Genomic DNA, 26,269 nt, shown 5'->3' with positions numbered 1-26,269 from the left:
CCTCCCTACTGTGGGCGCATGGTGGACGGACCCAGGGGGGTGGACGTCGCCCCCATCGGGGACGAGGACGTCGTGGCGGTCGGCGACTTCTTGCACCGGCACCTCAACAGCCGCCTCAGCAGCGAGCAGTGGGCCCGGTCGGCGATGCCGACGTGGAGCGTCGACGCACCCAACCACGGCTTCCTGCTCCGGCAGGGCGACGAGGTGGTGGGCGTCTACCTCGCCTTCTACTCCGAGCGCGTGGTCGACGGTGAGGTGCGCCGGGTGTGCAACCTCGCCGCCTGGTGCGTGCTCGAGGAGCACCGCGCGCACGGCGTACGCCTGGCGCGGGCGATGCTGCGGCAGAAGGGCTACGACTTCGTCGACCTGTCGCCGAGCGGCAACGTGGTCGAGCTCAACGCACGGCTGGGCTTCGAGTTCCTCGACACGGCCACCGCGCTGGTGCCCAACGTGCCGCTCCCGTCGCGTCGCGGCGTCCGCGTCGTGACGCGCCCCGAGGACATCGAGCGGACCCTGAGCGGCCGCGACCTCGCGGTCTACCGGGACCACCGGCACGCCGGCGCCGCCTGGCACTTCGTGGTGACGGTGGGCGGCGAGTCCTGCTACGTCATGGCGCGGCGCGACCGCCGCAGGGGCGTCGCGCTCTTCGCCACCCTGCTCCACGTCTCGGACCCCGCCGTGCTGGCGAGGGCCGGCCACGCGCCCTACCGGCACCTCCTGCTGCGCCACCGCACCCTCGTGACGCTCGCCGAGCACCGGGTCGCGGGCCGGCCGCCGCGGCTCTCCCGCGCGCAGCGCGCTCCCCGGCGACGGATGTTCCGCAGCCGGCACACGCCGGCGGGCGCGATCGACTACCTCTACAGCGAGCTGACGTGCGTGCCGTGGTGAGCACGCGGTGACGGCAGTGGGGGACACGGGGACGGACCAGCAGGTGGGGAGCAGGCGGACATGGGGGCACGGACGATGACCGGCACGACGACACGCACGACGAGCAGGACCAGGCTGCACCACCTGGTGCAGGAGCAGGCCGCGCTGCGCGGCGGCCGTACGGCGCTGAGCCACGGCGACACGTCGTTGACCTACGTGGAGCTGTGGGACCGCGTCGCCCACCTCGGCGCCGCGCTGGGCTCGCTCGGGCTGGCCCGTGGCGACCGGGTGGCGGTCTTCCTCGACAAGCGGCCGGAGACGGTCGCCGCGATCTTCGGCACCTCGGTGGCGGACGGGGTCTTCGTGCCGGTCAACCCGGTGCTCAGGTCGGCCCAGGTCTCCTACATCCTCGCCGACTGCGACGTGCGGGTGCTCGTCACGACCCGGCAGCGGTGGGAAGGCTTGCGCGAGGCCGTCAAGGAGTGCGCGGCGCTCGAGCACGTGGTGCTGGTGGACGCCGAGCCGGGACAGGCCCTGGCCTCGCACGCCCTCGCGACGCAGGACCTCGCGGTCCACGCCCTGGCGTCCTTCCCGCAGCCGGCGGCGGACGACCGGACGGAGTCGACCGTCGACCTCGACATGGCGGCCATCCTCTACACCTCGGGCAGCACCGGACGGCCCAAGGGCGTCGTGCTGAGCCACCGCAACATGCTGGTGGGCGCGGAGAGCGTCAGCGACTACCTCGCCAACACCGAGGACGACGTCATCCTGTCCGCGCTGCCGCTGAGCTTCGACGCCGGCCTGAGCCAGCTCACCACCGCGTTCGCCGTGGGCGCGCACGTCGTGCTGCTCAACTACCTGCTGCCGCGCGACGTCCCCCGGCTGTGCGCCCGCTTCGGGGTCACCGGGCTCACCTGCGTGCCGCCGCTCTGGCTGCAGCTGGTGACGGTGGACTGGCCGCCGGAGGCCACCGCCTCGATGCGCTACCTCGCCAACACCGGCGGGCGGATGCCCCGCGCGACCCTCGACCGGTTGCGCGACATCTTCCCCGCGGCGAGCCCGTTCCTGATGTACGGCCTCACCGAGGCGTTCCGCTCGACCTACCTCGACCCCGCGCAGGTCGACGCGCGGCCGGACTCGATCGGCAAGGCCATCCCCAACGCGGAGATCATGGTCGTGCAGCCCGACGGCACGCCCTGCGCGCCGGGCGAGGAGGGCGAGCTGGTGCACCGTGGCCCCCTGGTGGCCATGGGCTACTGGGGCGACGCCGAGCGGACCGCCGAGCGGTTCCGGCCCGTGCCCGGTCCGGTCACCGACTGGCGTGCGCCCGAGCTGGCCGTCTGGTCCGGTGACCGCGTGGTCGCCGACGAGGAGGGCTTCCTCTACTTCGTGGGGCGCACCGACGACATGATCAAGACCAGCGGCTACCGCGCCAGCCCGACCGAGATCGAGGAGGTCGTCTACGACACCGGCCTCGTGACCGACGCCGTCGCGCTCGGCCTCCCGGACCCCGCGCTGGGGCACCGGGTCGTCCTGGTCGTGAGCCCCTACGGGGACACCGTGGACACCGCCGAGCTGCTCGCCATCCTGCGCCGCACCCTGCCGCTCTACCTGGTGCCCGCCGAGGTCGTCGTACGCCACGAGCTGCCGCGCGGTCCCAACGGCAAGTTCGACCGGGTGCTGCTGCGCCAGCAGCTCGAGAGCACGGGCGACGCCGCCGACACCCACGACAGCTCGGAGAGCCGCGCATGAGGACCGAGGAGCACCTGGCCGCCTTCGGCCGCGACGGTGCCGCACTGGAGGTCGCGGGCATCCCGCTCGAGCGGCTCGCGGCCCGCGTCGGGTCCACGCCGTTCTTCGCCTACGACCGGGCGGCGATCACCACGCGGGTCGCCGAGGTGCGCGCGGCGCTGCCCGACCGGGTCGGGCTCGGCTACGCCGTCAAGGCCAACCCGATGCCGGCCGTGGTGCAGCACCTGTCGCGTCTCGTCGACTCGCTCGACGTCGCGTCGGCGGGCGAGCTCGCGGTCGCGCTCGACACCGGGCACGACCCGGCCCGGATCAGCTTCGCCGGTCCCGGCAAGACCGACGCCGAGCTGCGCCGGGCGGTCGCCGCCGGTGCGGTGGTCGAGATCGAGTCGCGCACCGAGCTCCAGCGCCTGGTGCGCACCGGTAAGGAGCTCGCGGTGCGCCCGCAAGCCGCCGTCCGGGTCAACCCGCCGTTCGCGGTCAAGGGCTCGGGGATGCGGATGGGCGGCGGACCGCAGCAGTTCGGCGTCGACGCCGAGATGGTGCCCTCGCTGCTCGGCGAGGTGTCGCCCGGCGACGTCGACGTCCTCGGCTTCCACGTCTTCGCCGGCTCGCAGAACCTCCGCGCCGACATCCTGGTCGAGGCACAGGCCCGCACCGTCGACCTCGTCCTCGAGCTGGCCACGCACCTGCGCGACGAGGTGCGCTACGTCAACCTCGGCGGCGGCTTCGGCATCCCCTACTTCGAGAAGGACGAGCGCCTCGACCTCGCCCTGGTCGGGCAGCGCCTCGGCGAGCTGCTCGACGAGCGCCTGGTCGAGGCCCTCCCGCACGCGGCCGTCTCGCTGGAGCTCGGTCGTTACCTCGTGGGCGAGGCCGGCGTCTACGTGACGCAGGTGGTGGACGTGAAGGAGTCCCGCGGCCAGGCCTACGCCGTGGTCGACGGCGGCATGCACCACCAGCTCGCCGCGTCCGGCAACTTCGGCCAGGTCATCCGCCGCAACTACCCGATGGCCCTGGGCAACCGCCTCGGCGACCCCGACACCGGTCCCGTGACCGTCGTCGGGTGCCTGTGCACCCCGCTCGACCTGCTCGGCGACTCCGTCGAGCTGCCCCGCCCGGACGTCGGCGACCTCGTCGTGGTGTTCCAGGCGGGCGCCTACGGCCTCACCGCCAGCCCGACGGCCTTCCTCGGCCACCCGGCGCCCGCGGAGGTCCTGCTGTGACCACCGGACCGACCCACCCGACCGACCTCACCGAACCGACCGACCTCACCGACCCGACCGACGCAGGGAGCTCCACCATGACCGCCGACACGCTCGCCACGACCACCTTGCCCGACACGACCCTCGCCGGGGTCGTCGAGGTGCTCGCGCGCACCCTCGGCATCGAGGACCGCGCCGGCTCGCTCACCCGCGAGACCGGGCTGTTCGGCGAGCTCCCGGAGCTCGACTCGCTCGGCGTGGTCGAGCTCGCGGCCGCCCTCGAGGACCGGTTCGACATCGAGATCGACGACGAGGACTTCACCGGAGAGGTGTTCGAGACGATCGGCACCCTCACCGACTTCGTCGCCTCGCGGACCTCCTGACCCGCACCGACGGCCGGAGGAGCACACCATGACGACGAGGGACCTGCTCGGCGCGGCACTGCGCCGCTGGTACGTCATGGTCGCCGGCGCGGTGCTGAGCCTCGGCTTCGTCTACGTCACCACCCACCAGCCGCCGGTCTACTGGACCCAGCTCAACGTCCTGCTCCTGGGGCCGAAGAACCCTGAGTTCCCCAACTACCTCGAGGACCCGCGCTACACCCTCTACCCGATGGTCGGCGTCGTGGTCGACGACGTCAACGGCGGCGAGGCGGCGATGGCGACCGCCTCGACGGACACCAACATGGTCGGGCAGGGCCTGACCGACGGGGTGCAGGTCCGGGTGCCCAACCTCGGCACGCAGTGGCGGCGCGACCTCACCGCCAACCACCTCGACGTCCAGGTGGCGGCCTCGACGCCGGACGAGGTGTCCCGCCGTGCCGACGCGACCGTCCAGCGGGTCGCCGCGGCGCTGCGCGAGCGGCAGGACGAGCTCGGCATCGTGCCGGGGATGCGGGTCACGTCGGTGGCCGCGACGGACGACCCGACGATCTACCAGGTGGGCGGGAGCCGGCTCCGGTCCGCCGCGGCGTCCGGGATGAGCGGCGCCGCGATGACCGTCGTGCTCGTCTACTGGCTGGAGCGGCGCCGGTCGCGCAAGCCGTCGACGGACTGACGCAGGGCAGGCACGACCGACCGTCGCGGTGCGCTCCTCGGGGCGCCCGCCGACCGGGCCCCCACCCGGTCCAGCCAGGCGGGTCCGCGCGGTGCCCGCAGCAGCGCCGGCCGGACGAGCACGCCCACCGCCGCCCGGGCGATGGCGTCGCCCCTCACGGCCCGCGTCGACTCCCGCAGGACGAGCGCGAGCCAGTAGAGCGCCGCCGCGGGGCGCGAGGAGCGCCGGGCGAAGAACCGCAGCCGGTTGGCCGTCAGCAGCGCCCACAGTCGGGGCGACGTGCCGGAGTCCCCCTCGAGGTGCGTCGCCGAGGCGGCGGCAACGTACTGCACGCCGAACCCGCGGTCACCGGCCCGGAGGTGGAAGTCCGTCTCCTCCGAGTAGAGGAAGAACGACTCGTCCCACGCGCCGCTGGCGTCCAGGCAGGCCCGGCTCACCAGCTGGGTCGAGCCCTCGGCCCAGTCCGGCCGGGCGTCGTCGGCGTAGAGGGCCGGGTCGCTCACCACCTCGCCCAGGGCCGGCCACCGACCCGCACGGGAGGCGCCGACCAGCGCGTCGGCGTACGCCCGCAGCAGGGTCGGTCGCCGTCGCATCGACAGGACCAGCTCCCCGTCGCCGTCGACGAGGCGCGGGACGGCGATGCCGGTCCCGGGCCGGTCCAGCGCCGCCACCAGCAGCGGGAGGCAGCCGGGCGCCAGCCGGACGTCCGGGTTCAGCACCAGCACCGCCGGCGCCTCGGGTGTCGCGGCGACCGCGGCGTTGACGGCAGCGGCGTAGCCGGCGTTGCGACCGGTCTGCACGACCGTCGCCTCGGGGGACAGGGCGCGCACCAGGGCGACGGTGTCGTCGCTGGAGGCATTGTCCACGACCACGAGGTGGTGGGGCACGTCGCCCGCACCCGCGCGCAACGACGCCACGAGCCCGGGCAGCACCGCGGCGCTGTTCCAGGTCACCACGGCCACCGTGACGGGCGCGCCGGACGTCATCGGCCGGCCCGCCTCATCCGACGCGGACGCGGGGGCGCCCGACCGTCAGCGGGACGGCCTGGGGGCGGCTCCACTCGACGGGCGGGTCGAGCGCCGCCGGACCGCCGAGCAGCCACACCTCGTCCCACTGGACCCCGGCGAGCCAGCGGTCGCCGCCGACGAGGTCGCTCAGCGGTGCGAGGTCCGCGATCTTCAGCCCGGTCACGAGCACGGGGGCCGCGGGGGACAGGCCGGCGAGGGTCGACCTGAGGGCTGCGAGGTCGGGCACGGCCGACATCACGAGCGGACGTCCCGCGCGCTCGAGGAGGAGCGGTCGACCACCCGGGCCGGCGAAGCCGCCGGCGCGGTCGAGGTTGACCAGCGTGAGCGGGGTCTCCGACGACCAGTCCACCAGGTCGACCTCGTGAGCGATGTCGGCCAGGACCACCGGGACACCGAGGGCCGCGCGCACGCGGGCGGCCGCCGGTGACTGGCGCAACCACCGGCGGCGCCACCCGTGCTGCTGCACGATCGGCAGCCGGCGCCACGAGGGATCGCGGGCGTCGACCGTGCCGCAGGTGGTGTGGATCGGGACGAGCGCCGGGTAGTGGTCGGCGACGTGGCGGTGCGCCTCGGCGAGCCGCGCGAGGTTGGTCGTCAGGCTGTTGTGCGTGATGGCGGTGTCGACCGCCCCCGCCGCGCGTCCCGAGGAACGCACGCGGAGGGCGTACTCGACGGCGTAGGCGTGCCAGGCCAGCTCGGGGTCCTCGCTCAGGGGTTCGGCCAGCAGGTCGTCGCGGCGGGCCATGACCAGCACCTCGTCGAGCGTGTCGACCTCCACGGGGGCCGGGGCGGGCTCGCCGATCAGGATCACCCGGTCACGCAGCCGGCCCGCCCACTGTCGCCCGGACGTCACGCCGCTGGCGCCCAGGATCCCCCAGCGGGGATCCTCGAGCGCGGCGGCCGCGGCCGCGAGCCGGTCGACGTCGTGCAGGTAGACGTCCTGGTGCACCATCACCACCACGTCGTGGTGCGCCCGGCGCACGGCGTGGTTGAGCGCCGCCCCCGCCGAGGAGAAGGCGTGGTCGGTGTTGTCGACGGGCAGGTACTCCACCTCGACAGGCCCCCGGTAGGCGTCCAGCGAGCGGTCGAGGCAGTGCCGCCGCACCTCGATGTCGTTGAAGACGCACGCGATCGTCAGTCCCACGGGCGAAGTCGACCACGGCGGGCCGTGCCCCCGAGGCGGACCGGCAGGGACATCCCCCTGTTGGGGTACGCCGGTGCAGCGGCGGACGTCAGCGCAGGCGCTTGACCGCCCCGACGGCGGCCCCCTTGGCGCGCATGGGTACGGCCGGGCGGCGCAGCACCTCGCGCTCCACGGACTCCGGGGTGTCGCCGGCGTGGATGCTGTAGCGGGGCTGGATCCAGCTGTCGGTCCGGGCCCAGCGCCGGTCGCTGGTGTGCGCCGAGCGGTAGCCGAGCCGTCGCAGCGCCCCCAGCACGTGGCGGTCGTAGCGCCCGAGGGGGCAGGCGGCGTCACGGACGGCGTGGCCCGTCACCTCGGCGAGGGCCTGCCGGGCGGCGACCAGCTCCTCCTGCTGCCGCCCCGGGTCGAGGCCGCGCCAGGGTCGGTGCGTCATGCCGTGGTTGCCGATCGTCATCCCGGCGCCGTGCAGCCGGCGGACGTCCTCGCGCGACAGGCTGCCGGGCTGGTCGAGCCGGCCCGCGACGACGAAGAAGGTGGCCGTCAGCCCGCGCTCCTGCAGGGCCGGGAGGGCGATCGAGGCGTCGGAGGCGTTGCCGTCGTCGAAGCTGAGCCGTACGTCGTCGCGGCCCGCGACCCGGTCGAGGATGCCGAGGAAGGTGTCGCGACCGGTCCAGTAGGTCTCCTCACCGGGCTCGAGGACCCGGCCGGGAGACCCGATGCCGTGGAAGCAGACGTTGACGACGCGCATGCGGCGAACAGTAGGGAGTGGCCGCGTCGCCGGGACCGGGCGGCGTCGGCAGGTCACCAATTGGGGGTATTCGGTCGGACGGTGCGCTCCACGGGCACGGGCCGGCTCCTACTGTCTGACGCGGGTGCCCGGGTGGGAGGCACACCGGGATGGGGAACGGGGACCAGGCATGGCAGTCAACGAGGGCGCCGCGGCGCGGGTGCGGCACGCGATGGTGGACGCGCCGGGTTCGCTCGGCGCGCGGATGCGAGCCCGTCGCTGGGAGCTGGTGGAGCAGTCCTTCCCCGACCTGGCGACGATGTCGGTGCTCGACCTCGGCGGCACCGTCGAGTCCTGGCGCCGCGCGCCCGTGCGCCCCAAGGACGTCACCGTCCTCAACCTCTTCGAGCCCGGGGAGTCCGACGACGCCTCGCTGCTGCCGGTGACGGGCGACGCCTGCCGCGCCCGGGAGGCGCTCGCCGCCGCCGGCGCGCCCACGTCGTACGACGTGGTGTTCTCCAACTCGCTCCTCGAGCACGTGGGCGGGCACGCCCAGCGGGTGGCGCTCGCCGCCGAGGTCCACGCGCTGGCGCCCCGGTTCTGGGTGCAGACGCCCTACCGCTACTTCCCGGTCGAGCCGCACTGGCTCTTCCCCGGCCTGCAGTTCCTCCCGATGGCCGCGCGCGCCAGGCTGGCCGCCCGCTGGCCGCTGGCGCACAGCCGCCCCGAGTCGCGTGGTGCGGCGATGTCTGAGGTGCAGTGGACGGAGCTCGTCGGCGTCGCCGAGCTGCGTGCCTACTTCCCCGGCGCGCGCGTCCATCACGAGCGGGTAGCCGGCGTCACCAAGTCGCTGGTGGCGGTCGGCGGCGGCGCCTCCTAGGCGGGGTTCACCGCGCCTCCGACATCCCAGACGTTGCCCGACCAGACGTTGCCGGCTGCTCGGCGGTCGAACGACGTGATCGGTCCGTAGACCCCGCACTTGCGGTTGGTCCCGCGCTCGAAGACGTTGTTGGTGAACCGCACGTTGGTGGCCTGGTAGGGCTTGGACGTCGAGGCCCCGCCGTAGGCGCAGTAGGAGATCGACGAGCTGTTGGCGCGCAGGAAGTTGCCGTCGACCGTGACGTTGTCGATCGGGCCGAAGTCCCCGAACAGCGACACGTCGGCCGTGCACCCGCCGTCGGTGCGGTTGAGCACCGCGGTGCAGTGGAGCGTGTTGCCGCGGATCACCATGTTGGAGCCGCCGTTCGAGATGAAGGCGTTGTTGTGGTAGCTCCCGCCGTCCGGGTTGTACTGGTCGTGGAGCCAGGACTCCGTGACCTCGCAGTTCTCGTTGCAGTGGAAGCTGTGCTGGCCGCCGGTGACGTCGACGCGCCTCGCGGTGATGTTGTAGCCCCAGAGCGCGCCGGTCGAGGTGTCGCCGCCGCGCACGTCGGAGTCGGTGACGGTCACCGAGCTGCCGCCGTCCTGGTAGATCGACTGGATGCGCGGCACGAGCGATTTCTCGATGACGACGCCCGTGGTGTGGATGAGCAGCGCGTCGCACGAGCCGGTGGCGTCGACGGCCGAGATGGTGCGCGGCGAGGTGATGGTGCACGGGCCGTTGTAGGGGGTGAGGTTCGTGCCCGCGGGGACGCCCGTGTTGTCCGGTCCCGGCCAGGAGGTCGGCACGGTCGTCGGGGTCGGCGTCGGGGTCGTGGTCGGGTCCTGGGTGTCGCCGGCCGGGACGAAGCGGACGTCGACCCAGTAGTTGGTGTCGCGAGCGGCCTCACGGTCGGGGAACCCGGCGCCGCCGGCCGCGGTCGTCAGGCCGTTGCGGTCGGCGGGCGCGCGGAGGTGCGCGTTGGCCTTCGGCGTGCGGAAGGCGCCGGAGCTGGCGGCGTGGATGCCCTTGCCGCGCGTGTGCACCGACACCACGTAGCGGCGTCCGGCGCTCAGCGTGACCGGGGCGTCGAAGGTGACCTTGCGCCAGCCCGTGCCCGTCACCGGACGCACCCGGGCGCGCGCGAGCTGCTCACCGCGCCCGGTCCACAGCGTCGCGGTGCGGGGCGTCGCGGAGCGCCACCGCATGGGCTTGTAGTAGCGCAGCCCCACGGCGGAGCCGGCGACCTTCGCGGTGAACCGCATGCCGACCTCACGGGCGGGTCCGCGCCGCACCACGACCTGCGCCCGAGGCGCACCCCCCGCGAAGAGGCCCACCTCGGCGGCGGCCCGCCGCTCGGCGTCGGGTGCTGCAGGCGACGGGCCGGTCGTCACCGTGATGGCGCCGAGCGCCGCCGCCAGCACCGCGAGCGGCACCAGCCGACGCGACCGTCGAGGTCGTGGGTGTCCGGTGCGGGAGGAGGGACGTCGGGTCGTGGGCAGGGGGAATCGCATGGGGCCTCGCTGTCACGCTGCACGGGGGTACGGCGCTTGTGCCGGGGGTGGGCAAAGACGGTCGGCATCATCCACGGGCAGCGCTCGTGCCACAAGCCGGTGGAGCGTTATCCCCCAACGGTGGGAGGTCCGCCGCCCCGACGACGGTCAGCGTGGGGCAGGTGCGAGGGTGGTGACCACCCCGCGGTGGTCGCTGCCCGCGGCCCCCGTGACGAGGTGGTCTGTGGGCACCAGGCCCCGGGTGGTGAGCACGTGGTCGAGCGCGAAGAGAGGGGGGACGGCCACGCCCATCCGCGACAGCCGGCCGTTGGCCGGCCACGTGGCGGCCAGCCCCGCGTTGAGCTGCTCGGCCACGTCGCGCAGGCCCATGTCGGACAGCGCCCGCACGGGCTCGTGGTCGAGGGTGGCGTTGAGGTCGCCGACCACGACGACGCGTCCCGTCACGGTGTCGCCGTAGGTCTCCCGGAGGTGGTCGAGCACCTGCGTCCAGTCGGCCCGCCAGCGTGCGCCTCCGTCCTGGTAGGGCGGCGTCGGGTGCAGCGCGACCACGGCCACGTCGTCCGGACCGGGCACGTCGAGCACCACGACCCGTGAGTCGCCGCCGTCGGAGACGAGGGTGTCGGACCTGATCGGATGGCGGCTCCACACGACCGACCCGGAGCTGGTGCCGGAGCTGGTGCCGGAGCCGTCGTCGAGCGTGGAGTGGGGCAGCGCGTCGCCGATCCCGGCGGCCACGACGCCCTGGACCTGGCCGCCCGGGGCGTCGGTCACCACGAGCACGTCCACCGACTGCTGCTCGACGAGCGAGGCGACCGCGCCCGCGTCGCCGGTCTCGAGGTTCTGCGTCATGACGACGAGCCGGGCGCCCGCCGGGTCGGCAGCGGGCACGTCGCCGACGAACAGGGGGGCCAGCCACCAGGCGTGGAGGGCGGCGAGGCCCAGCGCCAGCACCAGCAACGGCCGGCCCAGCGCCGGTCGGCGCCACACGAGCAGGAGGGCACCGACGACCGCGACGACGGCGGCAGGGAGCCCGGCGGGGGTGAGGGCCACGAGCTCGATGCCGCGCCGGACGCCGGGCGACAGCACCCGCGCCGCGGCGAGGGCCGCTGCGACGGCCGTCGCCGCGAGCACCACGACGACGAGGACGGCGGTGACGAGGGCGCGGCCCGCGCCCCCCGCGCGCGGTCCGTCCGGTCGGGCGCTCGTCACTGCCGCACCACGGTCGGCGACCACGCCTGCTGGATGAGCAGCTCGGGCTCCGCGTCCGCGCTGGCGTCCACCGACCACACGTCGGTGACGCCCGGCTCGTCGGCGCGGGTCAGCCCGTAGAGGAGGGTGTCGTCGTCGAGCCACTCCACCTGGTCGTCGAGCCCGCGCGGTCCGTTCTCCAGCAGGATGCGCTCGCCGGTGGCGAGGTCCTGCACGGCGACCTGCCACACCGTGCGGCTCCCGGGGTCGACGTCGACCTTGAAGGCGACGCGGGAGCCGTCCGGCGACAGCGACGGGCACTCGGCGTCCGGCGACACCGAGGTGAGGGTGCGCTCGACGAGGTCGCCCTCGACGAGCCAGGTGCGCCCCCCGGTCCCGACCGTGGCGTAGAAGGTCTGGTCGTCCACGAACGTCACGCCCCAGATGTTGCGGTCGAGCGGGTCGACGCGCCGGCCGTCGAGGACCAGCTGGAACTTCTCGAGGTTGCCCCAGCGCGTCCCGCCGCCGAACGCGTGGACCTCGGTCGCGGTGGAGAAGCCCGTCGACATGTAGGAGTGCCCGGTGACGAAGACCGTGGTGGCGACCAGCGACCCGTCCGGGGAGAGCCGGGTGCGGCTGGGGATGCCGGGGAGGTCGAGCGTCGCGACCTCCTGCCAGTCCGGGTCGAGCTCCCGCACGGCGTACGACGTCACGACGCCCTGGTCGGTGACCAGGCACGAGGCACCCTCGGCGCGGGCGGCGACGCGGTCGCAGGCCACGCCGGTGAACGCGCGGGCCCCGCCCGGGTCGTCCACCGGGACGATGGCCACGGTGCCGTACTCCCGGTCGATGCCGGTGTGCCGGAAGACGATCCGGGGTCCGTCGGCCACCTCGGTGACCGGGGCCTCCGAGGCCTCCGGCTCGGCGGCGCGCTGGGCACGGACCTCGCGTCCCTCGCGCAGGACGTAGACGCCCGCGGCCGCCACCAGGACGACGACGACGGCGACGAAGGCGAGGACCCGGACGCGGGCGTTCACGCGCGGACCACGCGGCTCGCGAGGGTCACGGCGTGACCCTCGCGCCGTCGAGGCTCCTGACGCGGGTCGCGGCGACGAGGACGGCGACCGCGAGCACCGCGGCCACCGCGGCCATCGCGACCGCCGGGCCGAGGAGCCACCACAGCAGGCCGAACCCCGCCGAGGCGAGCATCCGAGCCACCGCGACCACGGTCTGCGCCGCGGCGATGCCGCTGGTGCGCGCCTGCACCGGGACCAGACGGCCGGCGATCGCGGCGATGACGCCGTCGGTGGCGGCGTAGAACGTGCCGAGCAGCAGCAGCGTCCCGACGGTGGCCACGGCCGTCGAGCTGGGCAGCACCGAGCACAGGTAGGCGCCGACCAGCGCCAGGTGGCCCACCACCAGGGTCCGGGCCCGCCCGATGCGGTCGGCGAGGCGCCCGACCGGCACCGCCAGCAGCAGGTAGGCGACGTTGGTGCCGACGTAGAACAGGGGGAACCACGTCACGTTGAGGCCACCGTGGTCGAGCAGGGCGAGGTAGATGAAACCGTCGCCGACGGTGAGCAGGCCCAGCGTGCCGGCGACCACCAGCAACGGGCGCAGCCGGCGGTCGGCCAGGTCGCGCCAGCGGAACGGCGGTGCGGACGGCCTGCTGGCACCCGCGGCCTCCCGGGACCGCGACCGCACGTCCGGCCCGAGGAGTCCCAGGAGCGCGACGCCCGCCAGCGCGAAGGCCAGCGAGACGACGAGGACGACGGAGTAGCCGCCGGGCACCAGCGCGAGCAGCCCGAAGGCGATCAGCGGTCCCAGCGCGGCGCCGATCGTGTCGAGCATCCGGTGCACGCCGAAGGCGCGTCCGAGGTGCTCGCTGGGCGTCGAGGTGCTGATCATCGCGTCGCGGGGAGCGGTGCGGATCCCCTTGCCGATGCGGTCCGCGGTCACGACGGCCGCGATGCCCGCCGCGCCGGAGGCGAAGAGGAGGAACACGCGGGCGACCGCGGAGAGGCCGTAGCCGAGGAACGCGACCCACTTGGGGCGGTCCGTCGCGTCGGCGAGCCAGCCTCCGCCGAGCCGGACGAGGGCGCTCACGCCCTGGTAGAGGCCGTCGATGAGGCCGTACGCCACCGGTGAGAGGCCGACGACGGCGGTGAGGTAGAGCGGCAGGATCGCCGAGACCGACTCCGAGGAGACGTCGGTCAGGAGCGACACGACGCCCAGGATGATGACGACCCGGCCGACCGGCGGCCGCGCAGTCGAGCCTGATCCCGCCCCCCGGGTGTCGGAGGTGGGCCGGTCGCGGACGGAGATGTACATCCGGCTCACGCACCCCCGGCGCGCAGCGACGCGTGGACCGAGTAGGACGTGCGGGAGCCCTCGGGGGTGGCGGTGACCGTGACGGTGCTGCGCCCGCGCCGGAAGGCGACCGCCTGGGAGCCCGCCGCCGCGGCCGGTGCGGCCAGCTCCGTCAGCCCGCGGCGCGCCAGGCGCGTGCGGTAGGACATCAGGACCTCCGCGGGGTCCAACGAGGTCGAGGCCACGAGCGAGACCTGGAGCCGGTCACCGGACGGGGAGATGCTGCTGCTCTCCACGCGAGCGGCCCGCGTCGGGCGCAGGACGGCCGGGAACCGTGTCACCAGGCGGCCCGTGGCGCTGGCTGCGGCGGGGAGCGGCTCGGCCACGAGCGGCGCGGAGCCCACCTCCTCGAGCAGCTCGGACAGGCTGGTGACCTCCGGCTCGGGCTCCTCGGGCATCTCGAGACCTGCCGAGCCGTCCTCCTGCGACGTTGCGTCCTGCGACTCCTCGTCGGAGCCGGGCTCCTCGCCGGCCTCCGCGGACGGGTCGGGGGACACCGACGCCGATCCGGTGGGGGCCTCGGCGGTCGCGTCCGGGCCGGGGCTCGACGAGCCGTCCGGTCCGTCCTCGTGCCCGTCGCCGGGTGCCTGGCTCGTCGGCGGGGCCGACGGTGATCCGGACGACGAGACGGGCGACGAGCCGGTCGCCTCGTCCGGTGCCTGCCCCTCGCCCCCGCACCCGGCCAGGAGCAGGACCGTCGCCAGGCCCGCCAGTGCTCGTGTCCCCACCTGCAACGTGCTCATCTCCATGGTGTGGCCGCCCCCACGGCCGTGTGCGTGTCGTCCGGATCGTCCGGGTCGTGCGGTCAGTAGGCCCCGCGGTGGCCCAGCACGGCGCCGACCGTGCGGGCCAGGATCGAGAGGTCGAGGCGCAGCGACCAGTTGTCGACGTACTTCACGTCGAGGCGCACCGACTCCGCCCAGGTCAGGTCCGAACGGCCCGAGACCTGCCAGAGGCCGGTCAGGCCGGGCTTCACGGCGAGCCTCCGCCGCGGGTCGACGTCGTACTTGGCGACCTCGCTCGGCAGCGCCGGGCGCGGGCCGACGAGCGCCATGTCGCCGCGGACGACGTTCCACAGCTGGGGCAGCTCGTCGAGGGAGTAGCGCCGCAGGCGCCGTCCCAGCGGGGTGATGCGCGGGTCCAGCTGGATCTTGAACAGGACGGCGTCCTTCTCGTTGACCAGGGCCAGCCCGCTGCGCTCGGCCTCCGCGTCGACCCCCATCGAGCGCAGCTTCAGCATCGTGAACGGTACGCCGTCGCGGCCGATCCGCTGCTGGCGGAAGATCGCGGCGCCCGGGGACTCCAGCCGGATCGCGAGGCAGAGCACGGCGAGGACCGGCAGCGCCGCGACGAAGGCGACGAGGGCGACGGCCCGCTCGGCCACGTCCTTGAGCACCCGTCGCGGCCCGCCGAGCACGGCGGGGGCGACGTGCAGCACGTCGATGCCTCCGGTGGAGACGACGCGGGTGCGCTGCGGCGCGACGTCGAGCAGGCCGGTGCCGACGAAGAGCTCGGTGCCCGTGCCGGCCAGCGACCAGTGCAGGCGGCGCATCTCGGTCGACGAGAGCCGGGCGCCGGGCAGGACGACGAGCGCGTCCGCCTGGTGGCGGTGCGCCGCGTCCGCGGCTCCTTCGAAGCCGAGGAACGTCGGCAGGTCGCCCAGTGTCGTGGTGGTGCGGGTCAGGCACGCGGCGACCACCTCGTGGGTGCCGGTGGCCTGGACCTCGAGCATCGCCTCGCGCACGTCGCGGGGCCGGCCGGCCAGCACCACCCGGGGACGGTGCCGCCCGGCGACGAGCGACGGCACGGAGCTCGCGACGCTGAGCACCGCGACGAGCCCGGCGAGGCCGACGACGTCGACGGTCACCAGCCACGGCGAGAGGGCGAGCGCCAGCACGGCGACCTTCGCACCCGTGCCGAGCACGAGCGCGGGACGCGCCAGGCGGCCCTCGCCCAGCGTGGGGCGGCGGTAGCGGCCCACGACCAGCAGGACGAGGGGCCAGGCCAGCGCCGTGGCGACGGCGGCCGCGAGGGACACCGTGCCGAGCGCCGCTGCCCCGAAGGCGACCGCGAGCGAGACGGCGGCGTCCACGCCGGCCATCGGCCGGCCGGCGAGGCGTCGCGACCAGGGTGTGGCGGCGGGGACGACGGTGGCCGGAGCCTCGGCGGGAGGCGCCTCCGTGCCGGGCGCCTCGCGCACCACGGTCAGCTCGCGGAGCAGACCGAGGTCCCCGCCGTCAGTGATCGTCCCGCCCTCGGCGAGGTCGGTGACCATCGCCTCCGGCTCCTGGACGACCTCGCGCGGCCGTGGCACCGGTGCGGTCAGCACGGCGGCGTCCGCCCTGCTCATGCCCACAGAGATCTGCGTCATCGCTCCCCATCCCCTTGCGAGGTGCCCCCCGATGGCACTCCGTCGCTGACTGTGGTGCGAGCCTAGGAAGGCTGCAGCGTCGGGGCATGCCGCAAATCAGCGAAAGCCCTGCAGGGACTGGGTTTTCGGGCCATTTCGACGGGCGGGGAGTTACCCAGTCCGTGGGATGGGCGGCATGCCGTGCGGGACCTACGCTCGGAGAGGTGCACCACCACTGATTCGCCGCGCTCGTCCTGTCCCGCTCTGGTCCTCGTGACCTCACAGGGTGGCGAGGGACCCCCACCCCTCGACACCGCAGACGAGGCGAATCAGGAGCGGCGGTCGGGGTCCCCCCTACTCCGACCGCCGCGGCACCACCCACCCGCTGGGCGGGCGCGGCACGGCCCCCACCGTGCCGACCGCCCGTCCGGCGGGGGGCGTGCCCGGCGTGGTGCCGGGACTCAGCCCCGGCCGGGGGCCACGGGCGGGCTCGGGAGCGCGGCCGCGCGAGGACGAGGCATGGTCGGCGGGACGCCGAAGAACCGCTCGTGCCACATCTCGAGGCACAGCAACGTCCAGAGCCGGGCCTCCTCGCCGGCGCCCCGCTCGTGGCGGTCGACGAGGTCGCGCACCGTCGCCCGGTCGAACGTCTGCGCGACCCAGGAGTCGGCTCCGGTGAGGCGCTCGCGCGCGGTGTCCCGCAGCCCGCTGCGCAGCCAGGCGTCCAGCGGGACCCGGCGCGGCGCCACCTTGCGGTCGACCAGCTCGTCGGGCAGGAACGGCCGGGCGACCTCGCGCAGCACCCACCGGCTCGTGCCGGCGCGCACCTTCACCGAGGTCGGCAGCCGGAAGGCGAGCTCGACGAGGCGGTGGTCGAGGAGCGCCGGTCGCACCTCGACGGACGCGGCCATCGACATGCGGTCCGCGCGCTCGAGCAGGTGGTCGGGCAGCCAGTGCCGCAGGTCGTGGCGCAGCATCCGGTCGACCGGGTCGACGCCGAGCGCGGGCGTCGCCCGGCGCTCGGGCGGCGGGCCGCTGCCGATCAGGCGCTCGCGCTCGCCTGCGGAGAACGGTGCACCGAGCCGGCGCTCCACCTGGCCCGCCAGGCCCGAGCGCACCCGGGCCGGCAGGACCGAGCTGCGCTCGGCGAGGCGGGCGAGCCGGTGCTGCGGGTGACCGCCGAAGACCTCGTCGCCGCCGTCGCCGGACAGCACCACGCTCACGTGCTCGCGCGCGGCGCGGGCCAGGCCGAAGGCGGTGACGTCGGCCGGGTCCGAGATCGGTGCGTCGCGGTGCCAGGTGAGGGTCGACCACAGGTCCTCGAAGTCGGTGGCCCCCAGCTGCACCTCGTGGTGCCGGGTGCCGAGGACCGTGCTCACCCGCCGGGCCGTGGACAGCTCGTCGAGGTCGTCGCCGAAGCCGGCGGAGAAGGTGTGGACCGCGTCGTCGCCGCGCAGCTGCTGCACCTGGGCGACGACGAGGCTGCTGTCGAGCCCGCCGGAGAGGTACGACCCCACGGGCACGTCCGCGACCAGGGCCGAGCGGACCGCCTCACGGACGCCGTCGCTCACCGCCTCGATCGCGTCGCCGGTGCTCCACGTGCCCTCCGGGTCGGCCTCGGGCAGGGCCCAGAACTGGGTCTCCTCGAGGTGCCCGCCGGGCTGGATCGACACCCGGTGCGCGGGGCGTACCTTCTTGACGCCGTCGAACAGGGTGTCGGGCGCCGGCACGACCCGGGTGCCGAGGTAGGCGTCGAGGCTGCGGTGGTCGACGCGGGGCGCCGGGCCGAGCGCCAGCAGCGCCTTGATCTCGGAGCCGAAGGCGATGCCGCCCGGGACGTGGCGGTAGTAGAGCGGCGAGATGCCGAGCCGGTCGCGCACCAGGTGCGTGGTGTCGGTGCGCAGGTCGTGGGCCACGATCGCGAACTGGCCCTGCAGGCGCTCGACGAAGCTGATCCCCTCGAGCGAGAGCCCGGCCAGCACCACCTCGGCGTCGGTGCGCGTGCGGAACGGGTAGTCGAGGTGGGCCCGCAGGCTGTCGTGGTTGAGGATCTCCCCGTCGTGGACGAGCACCCACCGGCCGTCGACCGAGTGCATCGGCTCACGGGAGTGCTCGACGTCGACGACGGCGAGACGGGTGTGCGCCAGGCCGATGTCGGGGCCGACCCACGTGGCCGCCCCGTCCGGGCCGCGGTGGCGCAGCAGCTCGGACATCTCGCGCAGCGCGTCGCCCGCGGACGCGCCCGCCGCGAACGCGCGGACCCCGGCGATGCCGCTCATGCGCCGTGCTTCCAGCCGACCTGGTTGGCCATCCCGACCGCTGCCAGCTGGGAGGAGATCTCCAGCTTGGCGAGGATCGACTTGACCTGCGTGCGGACCGTCGCCTCGGAGACGACGCTGTCCTGCGCGATCGTGCGCACGGTGCGTCCCTCGATGAGCGAGCCGAGCACCTGCCGCTCGCGCGGCGTGAGGAGGTCGAGGCGGCGGCGGATGTCGTCGTTGGCCTGGCGGTCGCGGGCCCACGCACCGAGCAGCTCCTCGAGCTCCTCGCGGGTCACCACGGGCAGTCCCTGGTGCAGCCGGCGCACGGTGCCGAGCGCCTGCTGCAGCGCCCCGGTCTTCGGCAGCACCTTGCGCGCCCCCATCCGCATGCAGGCACCCCAGCGTCCCTCGTCCTCGGAGGCGGTGAGCACGACGACGTTGATGTTGGCCCGGGCCAGCGGCGCGATGAGGTTGACGCCGTCGCCGAAGCGTCCCAGGTCGAGGTCGAGCAGCACGGTGCGGGGGTTGGCCCGCAGGGCGAGGGATCGCAGGGTCGCCATCGAACCGCCCTCGGCAGGCAGCTCCAGCCGACGCACGTCGTAGCCCTCGAGCGAGAGCGCGAGCTCCAGGGACTCCGCGAAGAGGACGTGGTCGTCGACGATCAGGACCCGGTGGTCAGCCCGAGCGGCGCCAGGCACGGCCGTCCTCCATCGTCAGGGCGGCGCTCACCGCGTGGGTCCTCGAGCCGGTCGTCGACGGACCGGCCTCGGGCGAGCGGCGGGCCCGGGGGAGCGTGATCACGAAGGACGAGCCCACGGCCTGCGGCTCGGCCAGCCGCAGCGACCCGCCGTCCTCGGTCATCAGCCGCTGCGCCACGTGGAGGCCGATGCCCTCACCGGCGGACTGGCTGCCGCGCCGTCCCCACTCGAAGATGGAGGCGCGCTGGTCCTGCGGGATGCCGCGGCCGTAGTCGGTGACCCGGATGTCGACGTTCTCCTCGTCGCGCCGCACCACCTCGACGAGGCTGGTGTCGGCGCCGCCGTGCTTGACGGCGTTGTCCATGAGCACGTTGACCACCTCGGCGAGCGCGTCGAAGCGGGCTCGGACGACGTCGCCGTTGCTGCGGAACTCCACGCGCCGACCCTTGAGCCGCTGGAGGTCCAGGATCATGCCGAGCGCCTCGTCGAGGTCGATGTCGGTGGCGGCGTCGTCCTGCCCCGAGAGCAGTCGCTCCATCCGGTCGAGCTCGCGGCGCAGCGAGCACCAGAGGCGCTCGCGCACCTCGGCCGGGACGTCGGAGCGGTCCATCAGCTCCGAGCCCGTCACGAGGCCGGCGACGGTGCTCCGCAGCTCGTGGAGCCGCTCCTTGTGGTCGCGGGTGGCACTGACCAGGACGTGCTCGAAGTCGTTGATGCGGCGGCGGTCGCGCTCCAGGCCGCGGCGGAGGCTGACCCACGCGAGGGTGAGCCAGACGGCGCCCGTCGCGGCGCGGGCGATGGTCACGGCGGCGTCGAGCCCGGCGTGGGCCCCGGCGAAGGCGTGGACGAGCTGGCCGGCGACGACCACGAGGGCCGTCGTGACGAGGAGGGCCGACATGGCCGGCGAGAGCGCGCCCTGGCGCAGCACCAGCACCACGACGGCGACGTGCGTCGCGACGAGCACGCCGATCAGCATCTCCATGAGGGCCGACGGGGGCCGGGCGATCGGGAACTGCAGCAGCAGGTGTCCCGAGGCCACCAGGCCCATGCCGAGGCCGATGGTGAACCCCTCGTCGAGCACGTGGCCCTTGCGGTGCAGGCCGAGCAGCGGTCCGACGACGGTCGCCAGGCCGACGACGGCGGCGGCGACCAGGAGCGTCAGGCTCACCGGTCCGCGCGGCGGTGCGCTCTGCAGCGCGAGCAGCGTGACGACCAGTGCCTGCGCTGCGACGAGCGCGCCGGTCCCCACGATCCAGCCGGTCACCGGACCGGCGTGGCGACGCCACGTCACCATGGCGGCGCAGGCGGCCCCGGCGACGAAGACGCCGCTGACCACCCCGTCGCCCAGCGACGGCATCGCCGTCACGGCCGGGGACAGCTGCCACATGTGGGCGCTGCCCGATCCGACCCAGACCAGGGCCAGGAACGTGACCACCCCCGTGGTCACCGTCCCCGCCCGCTGTCTGATGTTCCCCCACTGACGTTCGAGCATGACTCCTGGAACCCCTCCCCCTTGGCCGAGCAGATGTGCGCGATGCGTCCCCGAGTGCGGTGGTCGGCTGCGCCCCATGCGCCCCGGCCACGATGTGTCCTCGCCCCGTCGTGGCCCCCCGTTCGGACCCACGCCGCGTGGCGACTTCCCGGAGTGTTGCCCCCTACCGAAATTGGGTCAAAGCCGGTCTGGTCCGCCTCTCGCAGGCATCCCGAAGACTTGGTCAAGCAGCTCTGCAGAAGCCGTGAAGAAGCCCTTCAGCAGGGCGCCAGCAAGGGACAAGATCGGGACAAGTGGGCACTGACCGGGCCCGGTGGCGGGCTGCGCCGGGTCCGGCGCCTCCCCAATTCGGTGCACGTTCGGCGTGCGTCGGGTGGGGGAGGGGCCGGGACCCGTCAGGGTTCGTCACAGGCTCGGCGCATGGGAGGTGCGATGGGTGGATCAGCACCCGACGGACCCGCGCGGGCGGCGCGGACGCCGGACGACGTCGTGACCGCCTGGGTCGTCTCGCCCCACCTGCTCGTGGCGCAGGCCGTCTCCGCTGCGCTCGCTTCCGCGGACGTCCCCGTGGAGGTCCACGCGTGGGAGAGCGTCGTGGAGGAGGCCAGGGCGGCGGCCGACGGTGGCGGCACCCGCCACGTGGTGGCGATCTTCGACGAGCCCGACAGCCTCACCGCCGTCGAGATGATCAGCGCGCTCGTGGCCGTCGGCGACGTGCGCGTGGCCGTCGTGGCCGCAGCGCCCGCAGCCGTGTGGTGGGGCGGTCTGCTCGAAGGTGCGGCGGTCGACATCGTCACCCGGACCACGTCGGTGAGCCAGCTGGTCGAGGTGGTCGAGCGGCTCACTGCCGGTGATCCCTTGATGGAACCTGAAAGACGCACCGCGGTCCGTGCCGCCTGGGCCAAGGCCCTTGACAGGCGCCAGGAGCTCATCTCGCTCATGCGCACCCTGTCGCCGCAGCAGCTGCGCGTCCTCGAGCTGCTCGCCGCGGGGCACCGTGCCCGGGAGGTCGCCGGCATCATGGGCGTCACGGTCGGCACCGTGCGCAGCCACGTGAAGGCCCTGCGCGCCAAGCTCGGCGCGAAGACGCAGCTGGAGGCCGTGGCCATGCTGCGCCGGGTCTACGAGGTGGGCGCCGGCGACCTGCTGCCGCGTCCGCGGGAGGCCCCGGGCGAGGGGACCTCGCACGGAGCGCCCGGGCGCCCGAGCGGTGCCGCCCCGGCCGACACGGGAGCACCCCGCGCGCGTCGCTAGGCTGCCGCCCATGACCTCAGCCCACGACGAGCCCCGGTTCGCTGCTCTCGCCGCGGGGAGCCCGCGATGATCGACCCCACCACGCTCGACGACCACGCCTTCGCCGTCTGGGCGGCCGAACGGGCCGGCGCCGTGCTCCTCGACGTACGCGCCGGGGCGGCGGCCGAGGGCCTGGAGGGCAAGGCCCTCAAGGACGCCGGCGACGCGGCCGCGCAGGCGGAGCTCGACCGGATCCTCACCGAGCACCGGCCAGGCGACGCCGTGCTGTCCGAGGAGGCGGCCGACGACAAGTCGCGCCTGAGCGCCGACCGGGTCTGGATCATCGACCCGCTCGACGGCACGCGGGAGTTCTCCGAGCCGCCCCGCGACGACTGGGCCGTGCACGTCGCGCTGTGGCAGGGCGGCGACCTGGTCGCCGGCGCCGTCGCGCAGCCGGCGCTGGGCGAGACCTTCAGCACCGGGCGCGCGAGCGTCGTCCCTCCCCGCACGTCGGTCCGCCCCCGGATCGCCGTCTCCCGCAGCCGCCCGCCGGCCTTCGTCGAGGCCTTGGCCGCCGAGCTCGACGCCGAGCTCGTGCCGATGGGCAGCGCGGGCGTCAAGGTCATGAGCGTGGTCCGCGACATCGCCGACGCCTACGTCCACGCCGGCGGGCAGTACCAGTGGGACAACGCGGCGCCCGTCGCGGTGGCCCGGGCCGCCGGCCTGCACTGCAGCCGCGTCGACGGCTCGCCGCTGGTCTACAACGCCGACGACACCTCGCTGCCGGACCTCATCGTGTGCCGTCCCGAGCTCGCCGACCAGATCGTCGACTTCGTCCGGCGCCACGGCACCGACTGACGCCGCTCCTCCCGAAATCGGCTTGCGGCACCGAGCCGGTGCCGCGAGCGTGGAGGCCATGACCTCCTTCGTCTCCCACACGACCGTCGACTGCCATGACGCCTACGAGCTCTCGGAGTGGTGGAAGCGCCTGCTCGGCTACGTCGACGTCGAGGACGACCCCAACGAGCCGGGCCACGACGAGTGCATGATCCTCGACCCCGGCTCGGGGCACAGCATCCTCTTCATCGAGGTGCCCGACGAGGAGCTGCCGGCCAAGCGCATCCACTTCGACCTGCGTCCCCGCACGGGCACCCGCGACGAGGAGGTCGAGCGGGTGCGCGGCCTCGGCGCCACGGAGGTCGGCGACCAGCGCGGGTCCTGGGGGCCGGGCACCGGCTGGGTCGTCTTCGCCGACCCCGAGGGCAACCAGTTCTGCATCCTGCGCTCGGAGGCAGAAGCGGCGGCGGGGGCGGAGGCGGGGGTCGACGCCGGTCCACCCCCGCCCGCCTCGTGAGCGGGGCCCCGACGCGCTAGTCGGCCAGGTCGTAGGCCGCGCAGCCGATCATCTCCATGCTGACCGTGAGCCGGTCCATGCTGATGTTGCGGGCGATGGTGTCCTCGGGGGAGTGGTACGGCGGCTCGAGCAGCGCCGGGGTCGACTCACCGCGCCAGGAGAAGTTCGCCGAGGCGATGCCCACCTCCTGGAAGGACTGGTGGTCGCTGGCGCCGCGCTGGGTCACCGGCGAGATCTGCGGCTCGTAGCCGAGCCGCGCGGCCGCCGCCTGGATGCGGTCGGTCGTCGCGTTGCCCGTGCCCGAGAAGGACAGCAGCCAGTAGCGGGTCGCGGGGCTCCAGCTGGTGCCGACCATGTCGTTCTGGAAGACGCCGCGGACGCGGTCGCGCTGGGCCTGCGTCAGCTGGGACACGTGGTGGCGCGAGCCGAGCAGCCCCTGCTCCTCCGACCCCCACAGGGCCAGCCGGATGGTCGCGTCGGCCTTCGGCAGCCTGGTCAGCACCCGGGCGAGCTCCAGGGTGAGCACGGTGCCCGACCCGTCGTCGTTGGCGCCGGGTGCGCCGATCACGGAGTCGTAGTGCCCGGAGACGTAGACGACCGAGCCGTTGCGGCCCTGGCGACCCGGGATGTCGGCGAAGACGTTGTTGCTGGTCAGCCCGCGGTGCGAGGTGGTCCCGATCGTCAGCCGCAGCGGCCGCACGGCGAGGTCCTCGCGCAGCAGCCGCTTCTGCACCTGCGCCACGCCCAGCACGGGGATCGTGGCGACGGGCGTCCACGGCGGGGCGGTCGCGCCCGAGGTCGGCACCAGCCGCGGCGAGGTCGCCGACGCCCGGCGCGGGTACTCGAGGTCGGCCGGCAGCAGCACCACGGCCGCCGCGCCACGCCGCTGCGCCTCGAGCACGAAGGCGGCGCGGAGCTCGACCCGGGTGACGGTGGACGCGTCCTGGGCGTCGTCTGCAAGGAGCACCGCGCCGGTGACGGCCGCCGGGTCGGTCGGCCACACCGGTGCGGTGGCCGCCTTCACGTCGAGCACCCGCCCGGTGACGGTGGTGTCCAGGCCGGCGTCGGGGGAGGCGCCGGCCTGCCAGCAGATGTCGTCGGGCAGCTGGCCGTCGGGGTCTCCGATGTCGGCGAGGAACTTGTCGGCCACGGCGAACGGCTCGAGGCGTACGTCGCTGCAGCCGGCGCTGCGGAAGGAGGTCAGTGCGAACTCGGCCGCCGCCTTCTCCGAGGCGGTGCCGCCGATCCGGGGGCCGATCCGCTCGGACAGCACCTCGAGGTCGGCGAGGGCGCGCGCGGGCCGGATCTTGCGCACGACCTGGTTGTCGCGCGGGCGCAGGGCCGGGCCGCGCAGGGCGCCGGGGCGGGTGGCGTCGGCGGCCCAGGCGGGCTGGCCGGCGGCGACGAGGGCGACGCCTCCGGCGGCGCCGGCGAGGAGGCGTCGGCGACTGAGGGCGCCGGAGCCGGGGGCGTCAGCGGGTGCGTCGCCGAGGGCACGGCCGAGGGCTGGGGCCGGGGCGGTGGTGGGCAGGGTGGACTGGTCTGTTCCCGAGAACTGGTTCATGCCTGGTGAACCTATGTGTCCGTCAGTCGAACGGTAAAGAGCCGCGCGTCCCGGACGTCGGGCGGCGGACCTACGGCCCGGGTCAGGAGACCCAGGTGCGCCAGGCGAAGCCGGTGCCGAGGTAGCGGGCGTCACCCTTGACGATGACGGTGTAGTACCAGGTGCCGCTGCGACGGGGCAGGGTCACCTTGTAGGCGCCGGCCCGGTCGGTCCGGATGGTCATGAACTTCTTGTAGCCCTCGTCCTGCTTCTTGCTGACCTCGATGACGATCTTCTTCTTGCGGTAGTCGGGCGTGACCTTGCCCTTCAGGACGAAGCCCGCGCTCGGGTGGGTGATCCGGCGCGACACGTCGACGCCGAAGGTGGCCGACTCGCTCGACGTGTAGGTGTCGCCCTTCGTCCGGTCCGCCTCGACGTGGCCGGCGTAGACCACCTTGTAGGTGGTGTTCATGCGCGGCCTGACGTCGAGGAAGGACGCTCCCGGCGACGTGGTGGTCGCCACCTGTGCCCACTCGGTCGCGCCCGCCCGCAACGCGAGCAGCGTCGACGTGCCGCCGGTGGGGGGGAGGCCTGTCTGGCTGTCGACGTCGACCGTGATGTCGATGGTGTCGCCGAACTCGACGGTCGTCTCGCTCGGCTCGGCGACGGTCGTGGTGGTCCAGGTGTCCCTGGCGTGCGCGGGTGCCGCGACGACGACCGACGCGGCCATGGCCGAGGCGGCGACGACGCCGGCGAGGAGACGAACGGTGCGCATGTGCGGTGATCCTCTGGGACAGGGGACGAGGCTGGTGCTCGAGCAATCCTATGACGAACGGCCGGGCGCACCGCCCGGCGAAGGACAGTGCACCCGGCCGCGTCGCCGGACGAGCGTCAGGTCACCGGATGGCGACGCGACCCGCGGAGCGGTACCGGATCGTCGAGCCCTCGGCCACCGTGGCGGCGAACTCGGCGTTGGCCTTGACCACGAAGCGCCAGTAGGTGCGCTTGCGGGAGGCGGGCAGGGTCACCTGGAAGGTGCTCTTCTTCGAGGTCTTCAGCGCGCGGAACTTCTTCCACTTCTTGCCGACCTTCTTCTGGACCACGACCTTCTTCTTCGCGTAGTCGGGCTTGATCTTGCCCTTGACGAAGGTGCCACGCGGGTTCTTGATGGTGAGGTTGCGCGAGGTCGCGATCGCGAAGGGAGCCGACTCGCTCGGGGTGTAGACGTCTCCGGTGCCGTCGACGCCACCGGGGTAGACGACCTTGTAGAGGGCGTTCGACTCCGCGACGATGTCGACGAAGTAGAGGTACGAGGCGCCGTCGTCGGACGCCAGGGGCTCCCACGTGGTGGATCCGGGACGCTGGATGTAGAGGGTGGCCGCACCCGGGGCGTACGGGTTGGCCGGGTCGGTGGTGGTCACCGCGGCGTCGAAGAAGATCGTGTCGCCGTACATGTAGGCGGCCTTCTCCGAGGTGAGCGTGGTCGCCGTCGTGACGGTCACGGCGGCCTCGGCAGACGTGGCCAGGGCCATCGGCGTGACGCCGAGAAGGGCGGCCGTCATGGTGCCGGCGATGAGACGAGTGGTGCGCATGTCCCCGTGTTTCCTCTCGATGGAAGTGCGTGGTCGACC

General features: G+C 74.1%; 24 protein-coding genes. 9 read left to right on the top strand and 15 right to left on the bottom strand.

Translation table 11 applies throughout. From position 1 onward, the window contains the following. The first annotated feature begins 18 nt into the window (after positions 1-18). The 5 genes from HN031_RS03120 to HN031_RS03100 are packed head-to-tail and all read left to right on the top strand — an operon-like array spanning position 19 to position 4,877. Entirely contained in the window at positions 19-888 is an 870-nt protein-coding gene (locus HN031_RS03120; RefSeq protein WP_216652036.1) for a hypothetical protein, read from the top strand. Positions 889-948: 60 nt separating this feature from the next. Further along, entirely contained in the window at positions 949-2,619 is a 1,671-nt protein-coding gene (locus HN031_RS03115) for an acyl-CoA ligase (AMP-forming), exosortase A system-associated (protein ID WP_216652035.1), read from the top strand. Beyond that, the gene (locus HN031_RS03110) at positions 2,616-3,842 is read left to right on the top strand and encodes a pyridoxal-dependent decarboxylase, exosortase A system-associated (RefSeq protein WP_172266213.1); all 1,227 of its coding nucleotides are present in this window, start codon (positions 2,616-2,618) and stop codon (positions 3,840-3,842) included. Before HN031_RS03115 ends, HN031_RS03110 begins: the two co-directional genes overlap by 4 nt. Continuing rightward, positions 3,839-4,204: an acyl carrier protein gene (locus HN031_RS03105; RefSeq protein ID WP_216652034.1), complete on the top strand. Its 366-nt coding sequence runs from the start codon at positions 3,839-3,841 to the stop codon at positions 4,202-4,204. Before HN031_RS03110 ends, HN031_RS03105 begins: the two co-directional genes overlap by 4 nt. 28 nt (positions 4,205-4,232) lie before the next feature. Further along, a complete protein-coding gene (locus tag HN031_RS03100) occupies positions 4,233-4,877 on the top strand; it encodes a FeoA family protein (protein WP_172266210.1) in 645 nt (214 codons plus the stop codon). On the opposite strand, the gene HN031_RS03095 is transcribed toward HN031_RS03100, so the two are convergent. From HN031_RS03095 to HN031_RS03085, 3 genes are all read right to left on the bottom strand, one after another. Continuing rightward, positions 4,832-5,863 (bottom strand): glycosyltransferase family 2 protein, encoded by a 1,032-nt coding sequence (locus tag HN031_RS03095; protein WP_172266207.1) that lies wholly within the window; start codon positions 5,861-5,863, stop codon positions 4,832-4,834. The genes HN031_RS03100 and HN031_RS03095 overlap by 46 nt on opposite strands. Before the next feature lie 13 nt (positions 5,864-5,876). After that, positions 5,877-7,049 carry a glycosyltransferase gene (locus HN031_RS03090; protein WP_172266204.1) on the bottom strand — a complete coding sequence of 391 codons (1,173 nt, stop codon included), beginning with the start codon at positions 7,047-7,049 and terminating at the stop codon, positions 5,877-5,879. An 88-nt stretch (positions 7,050-7,137) separates the two neighbouring features. Further along, positions 7,138-7,797 carry a polysaccharide deacetylase family protein gene (locus tag HN031_RS03085; protein ID WP_172266201.1) on the bottom strand — a complete coding sequence of 220 codons (660 nt, stop codon included), beginning with the start codon at positions 7,795-7,797 and terminating at the stop codon, positions 7,138-7,140. Between the two features lie 169 nt (positions 7,798-7,966). Between HN031_RS03085 and HN031_RS03080 the strand changes: the two genes are divergently transcribed. Beyond that, positions 7,967-8,656, top strand: coding sequence for a methyltransferase type 11 (locus HN031_RS03080; RefSeq protein WP_172266198.1), 690 nt, complete (start codon positions 7,967-7,969; stop codon positions 8,654-8,656). Here HN031_RS03080 and HN031_RS03075 read toward each other — a convergent pair. The 9 genes from HN031_RS03075 to HN031_RS22155 all read right to left on the bottom strand — a co-directional run bounded on the left by HN031_RS03075 (position 8,653) and on the right by HN031_RS22155 (position 20,463). Further along, the gene (locus tag HN031_RS03075; RefSeq protein WP_172266195.1) at positions 8,653-10,071 is read right to left on the bottom strand and encodes a DUF4082 domain-containing protein; all 1,419 of its coding nucleotides are present in this window, start codon (positions 10,069-10,071) and stop codon (positions 8,653-8,655) included. The genes HN031_RS03080 and HN031_RS03075 overlap by 4 nt on opposite strands. 225 nt (positions 10,072-10,296) lie before the next feature. Beyond that, positions 10,297-11,358, bottom strand: coding sequence for an endonuclease/exonuclease/phosphatase family protein (locus HN031_RS03070; RefSeq protein WP_172266192.1), 1,062 nt, complete (start codon positions 11,356-11,358; stop codon positions 10,297-10,299). Beyond that, positions 11,355-12,374, bottom strand: coding sequence for a hypothetical protein (locus HN031_RS03065; protein ID WP_172266189.1), 1,020 nt, complete (start codon positions 12,372-12,374; stop codon positions 11,355-11,357). Before HN031_RS03065 ends, HN031_RS03070 begins: the two co-directional genes overlap by 4 nt. Positions 12,375-12,399: 25 nt before the next feature. Continuing rightward, the gene (locus tag HN031_RS03060; RefSeq protein WP_367650636.1) at positions 12,400-13,563 is read right to left on the bottom strand and encodes an MFS transporter; all 1,164 of its coding nucleotides are present in this window, start codon (positions 13,561-13,563) and stop codon (positions 12,400-12,402) included. A 110-nt stretch (positions 13,564-13,673) separates the two neighbouring features. Then, positions 13,674-14,450 (bottom strand): hypothetical protein, encoded by a 777-nt coding sequence (locus HN031_RS03055; protein ID WP_172266183.1) that lies wholly within the window; start codon positions 14,448-14,450, stop codon positions 13,674-13,676. A 62-nt stretch (positions 14,451-14,512) separates the two neighbouring features. Further along, the gene (locus HN031_RS03050; protein ID WP_172266180.1) at positions 14,513-16,078 is read right to left on the bottom strand and encodes an exopolysaccharide biosynthesis polyprenyl glycosylphosphotransferase; all 1,566 of its coding nucleotides are present in this window, start codon (positions 16,076-16,078) and stop codon (positions 14,513-14,515) included. A gap of 440 nt (positions 16,079-16,518) precedes the next feature. Beyond that, entirely contained in the window at positions 16,519-18,336 is a 1,818-nt protein-coding gene (asnB, locus tag HN031_RS03045) for an asparagine synthase (glutamine-hydrolyzing) (RefSeq protein ID WP_172266177.1), read from the bottom strand. Continuing rightward, positions 18,333-19,016, bottom strand: coding sequence for a response regulator transcription factor (locus tag HN031_RS03040; RefSeq protein ID WP_172266174.1), 684 nt, complete (start codon positions 19,014-19,016; stop codon positions 18,333-18,335). The genes asnB and HN031_RS03040 overlap by 4 nt, the downstream gene beginning before the upstream one ends. Next, complete coding sequence (locus tag HN031_RS22155; protein WP_172266171.1) at positions 18,994-20,463, bottom strand: HAMP domain-containing sensor histidine kinase; 1,470 nt, start codon at positions 20,461-20,463, stop codon at positions 18,994-18,996. Before HN031_RS22155 ends, HN031_RS03040 begins: the two co-directional genes overlap by 23 nt. A 477-nt stretch (positions 20,464-20,940) precedes the next feature. On the opposite strand from HN031_RS22155, the gene HN031_RS03030 reads away from it, so the two are divergent. The 3 genes from HN031_RS03030 (at position 20,941) to HN031_RS03020 (ending at position 23,095) form a co-directional block, all read left to right on the top strand. Continuing rightward, a complete protein-coding gene (locus HN031_RS03030) occupies positions 20,941-21,762 on the top strand; it encodes a LuxR C-terminal-related transcriptional regulator (RefSeq protein WP_172266168.1) in 822 nt (273 codons plus the stop codon). A gap of 66 nt (positions 21,763-21,828) precedes the next feature. Next, positions 21,829-22,599 carry a 3'(2'),5'-bisphosphate nucleotidase CysQ gene (locus HN031_RS03025; RefSeq protein WP_172266165.1) on the top strand — a complete coding sequence of 257 codons (771 nt, stop codon included), beginning with the start codon at positions 21,829-21,831 and terminating at the stop codon, positions 22,597-22,599. A 58-nt stretch (positions 22,600-22,657) separates the two neighbouring features. Then, positions 22,658-23,095: a VOC family protein gene (locus HN031_RS03020; protein ID WP_172266161.1), complete on the top strand. Its 438-nt coding sequence runs from the start codon at positions 22,658-22,660 to the stop codon at positions 23,093-23,095. Positions 23,096-23,111: 16 nt separating this feature from the next. Here the strand turns inward: HN031_RS03020 and HN031_RS21820 are convergent, their stop codons facing one another. From HN031_RS21820 to HN031_RS03005, 3 genes are all read right to left on the bottom strand, one after another. After that, positions 23,112-24,659, bottom strand: coding sequence for a M28 family peptidase (locus HN031_RS21820; protein WP_172266158.1), 1,548 nt, complete (start codon positions 24,657-24,659; stop codon positions 23,112-23,114). A gap of 82 nt (positions 24,660-24,741) precedes the next feature. Then, the gene (locus HN031_RS03010) at positions 24,742-25,413 is read right to left on the bottom strand and encodes a hypothetical protein (protein WP_172266155.1); all 672 of its coding nucleotides are present in this window, start codon (positions 25,411-25,413) and stop codon (positions 24,742-24,744) included. A gap of 121 nt (positions 25,414-25,534) precedes the next feature. Beyond that, positions 25,535-26,230 carry a hypothetical protein gene (locus tag HN031_RS03005; RefSeq protein WP_172266152.1) on the bottom strand — a complete coding sequence of 232 codons (696 nt, stop codon included), beginning with the start codon at positions 26,228-26,230 and terminating at the stop codon, positions 25,535-25,537. Between the last annotated feature and the right edge of the window lie 39 nt (positions 26,231-26,269).

Source organism: Nocardioides sp. zg-1308, from assembly GCF_013155375.1.
GTDB lineage: Bacteria > Actinomycetota > Actinomycetes > Propionibacteriales > Nocardioidaceae > Nocardioides > Nocardioides renjunii.
The sequence above is the reverse complement of the archived record's forward strand: the minus strand, read 5'-3'. Positions and strand labels throughout refer to the sequence as shown.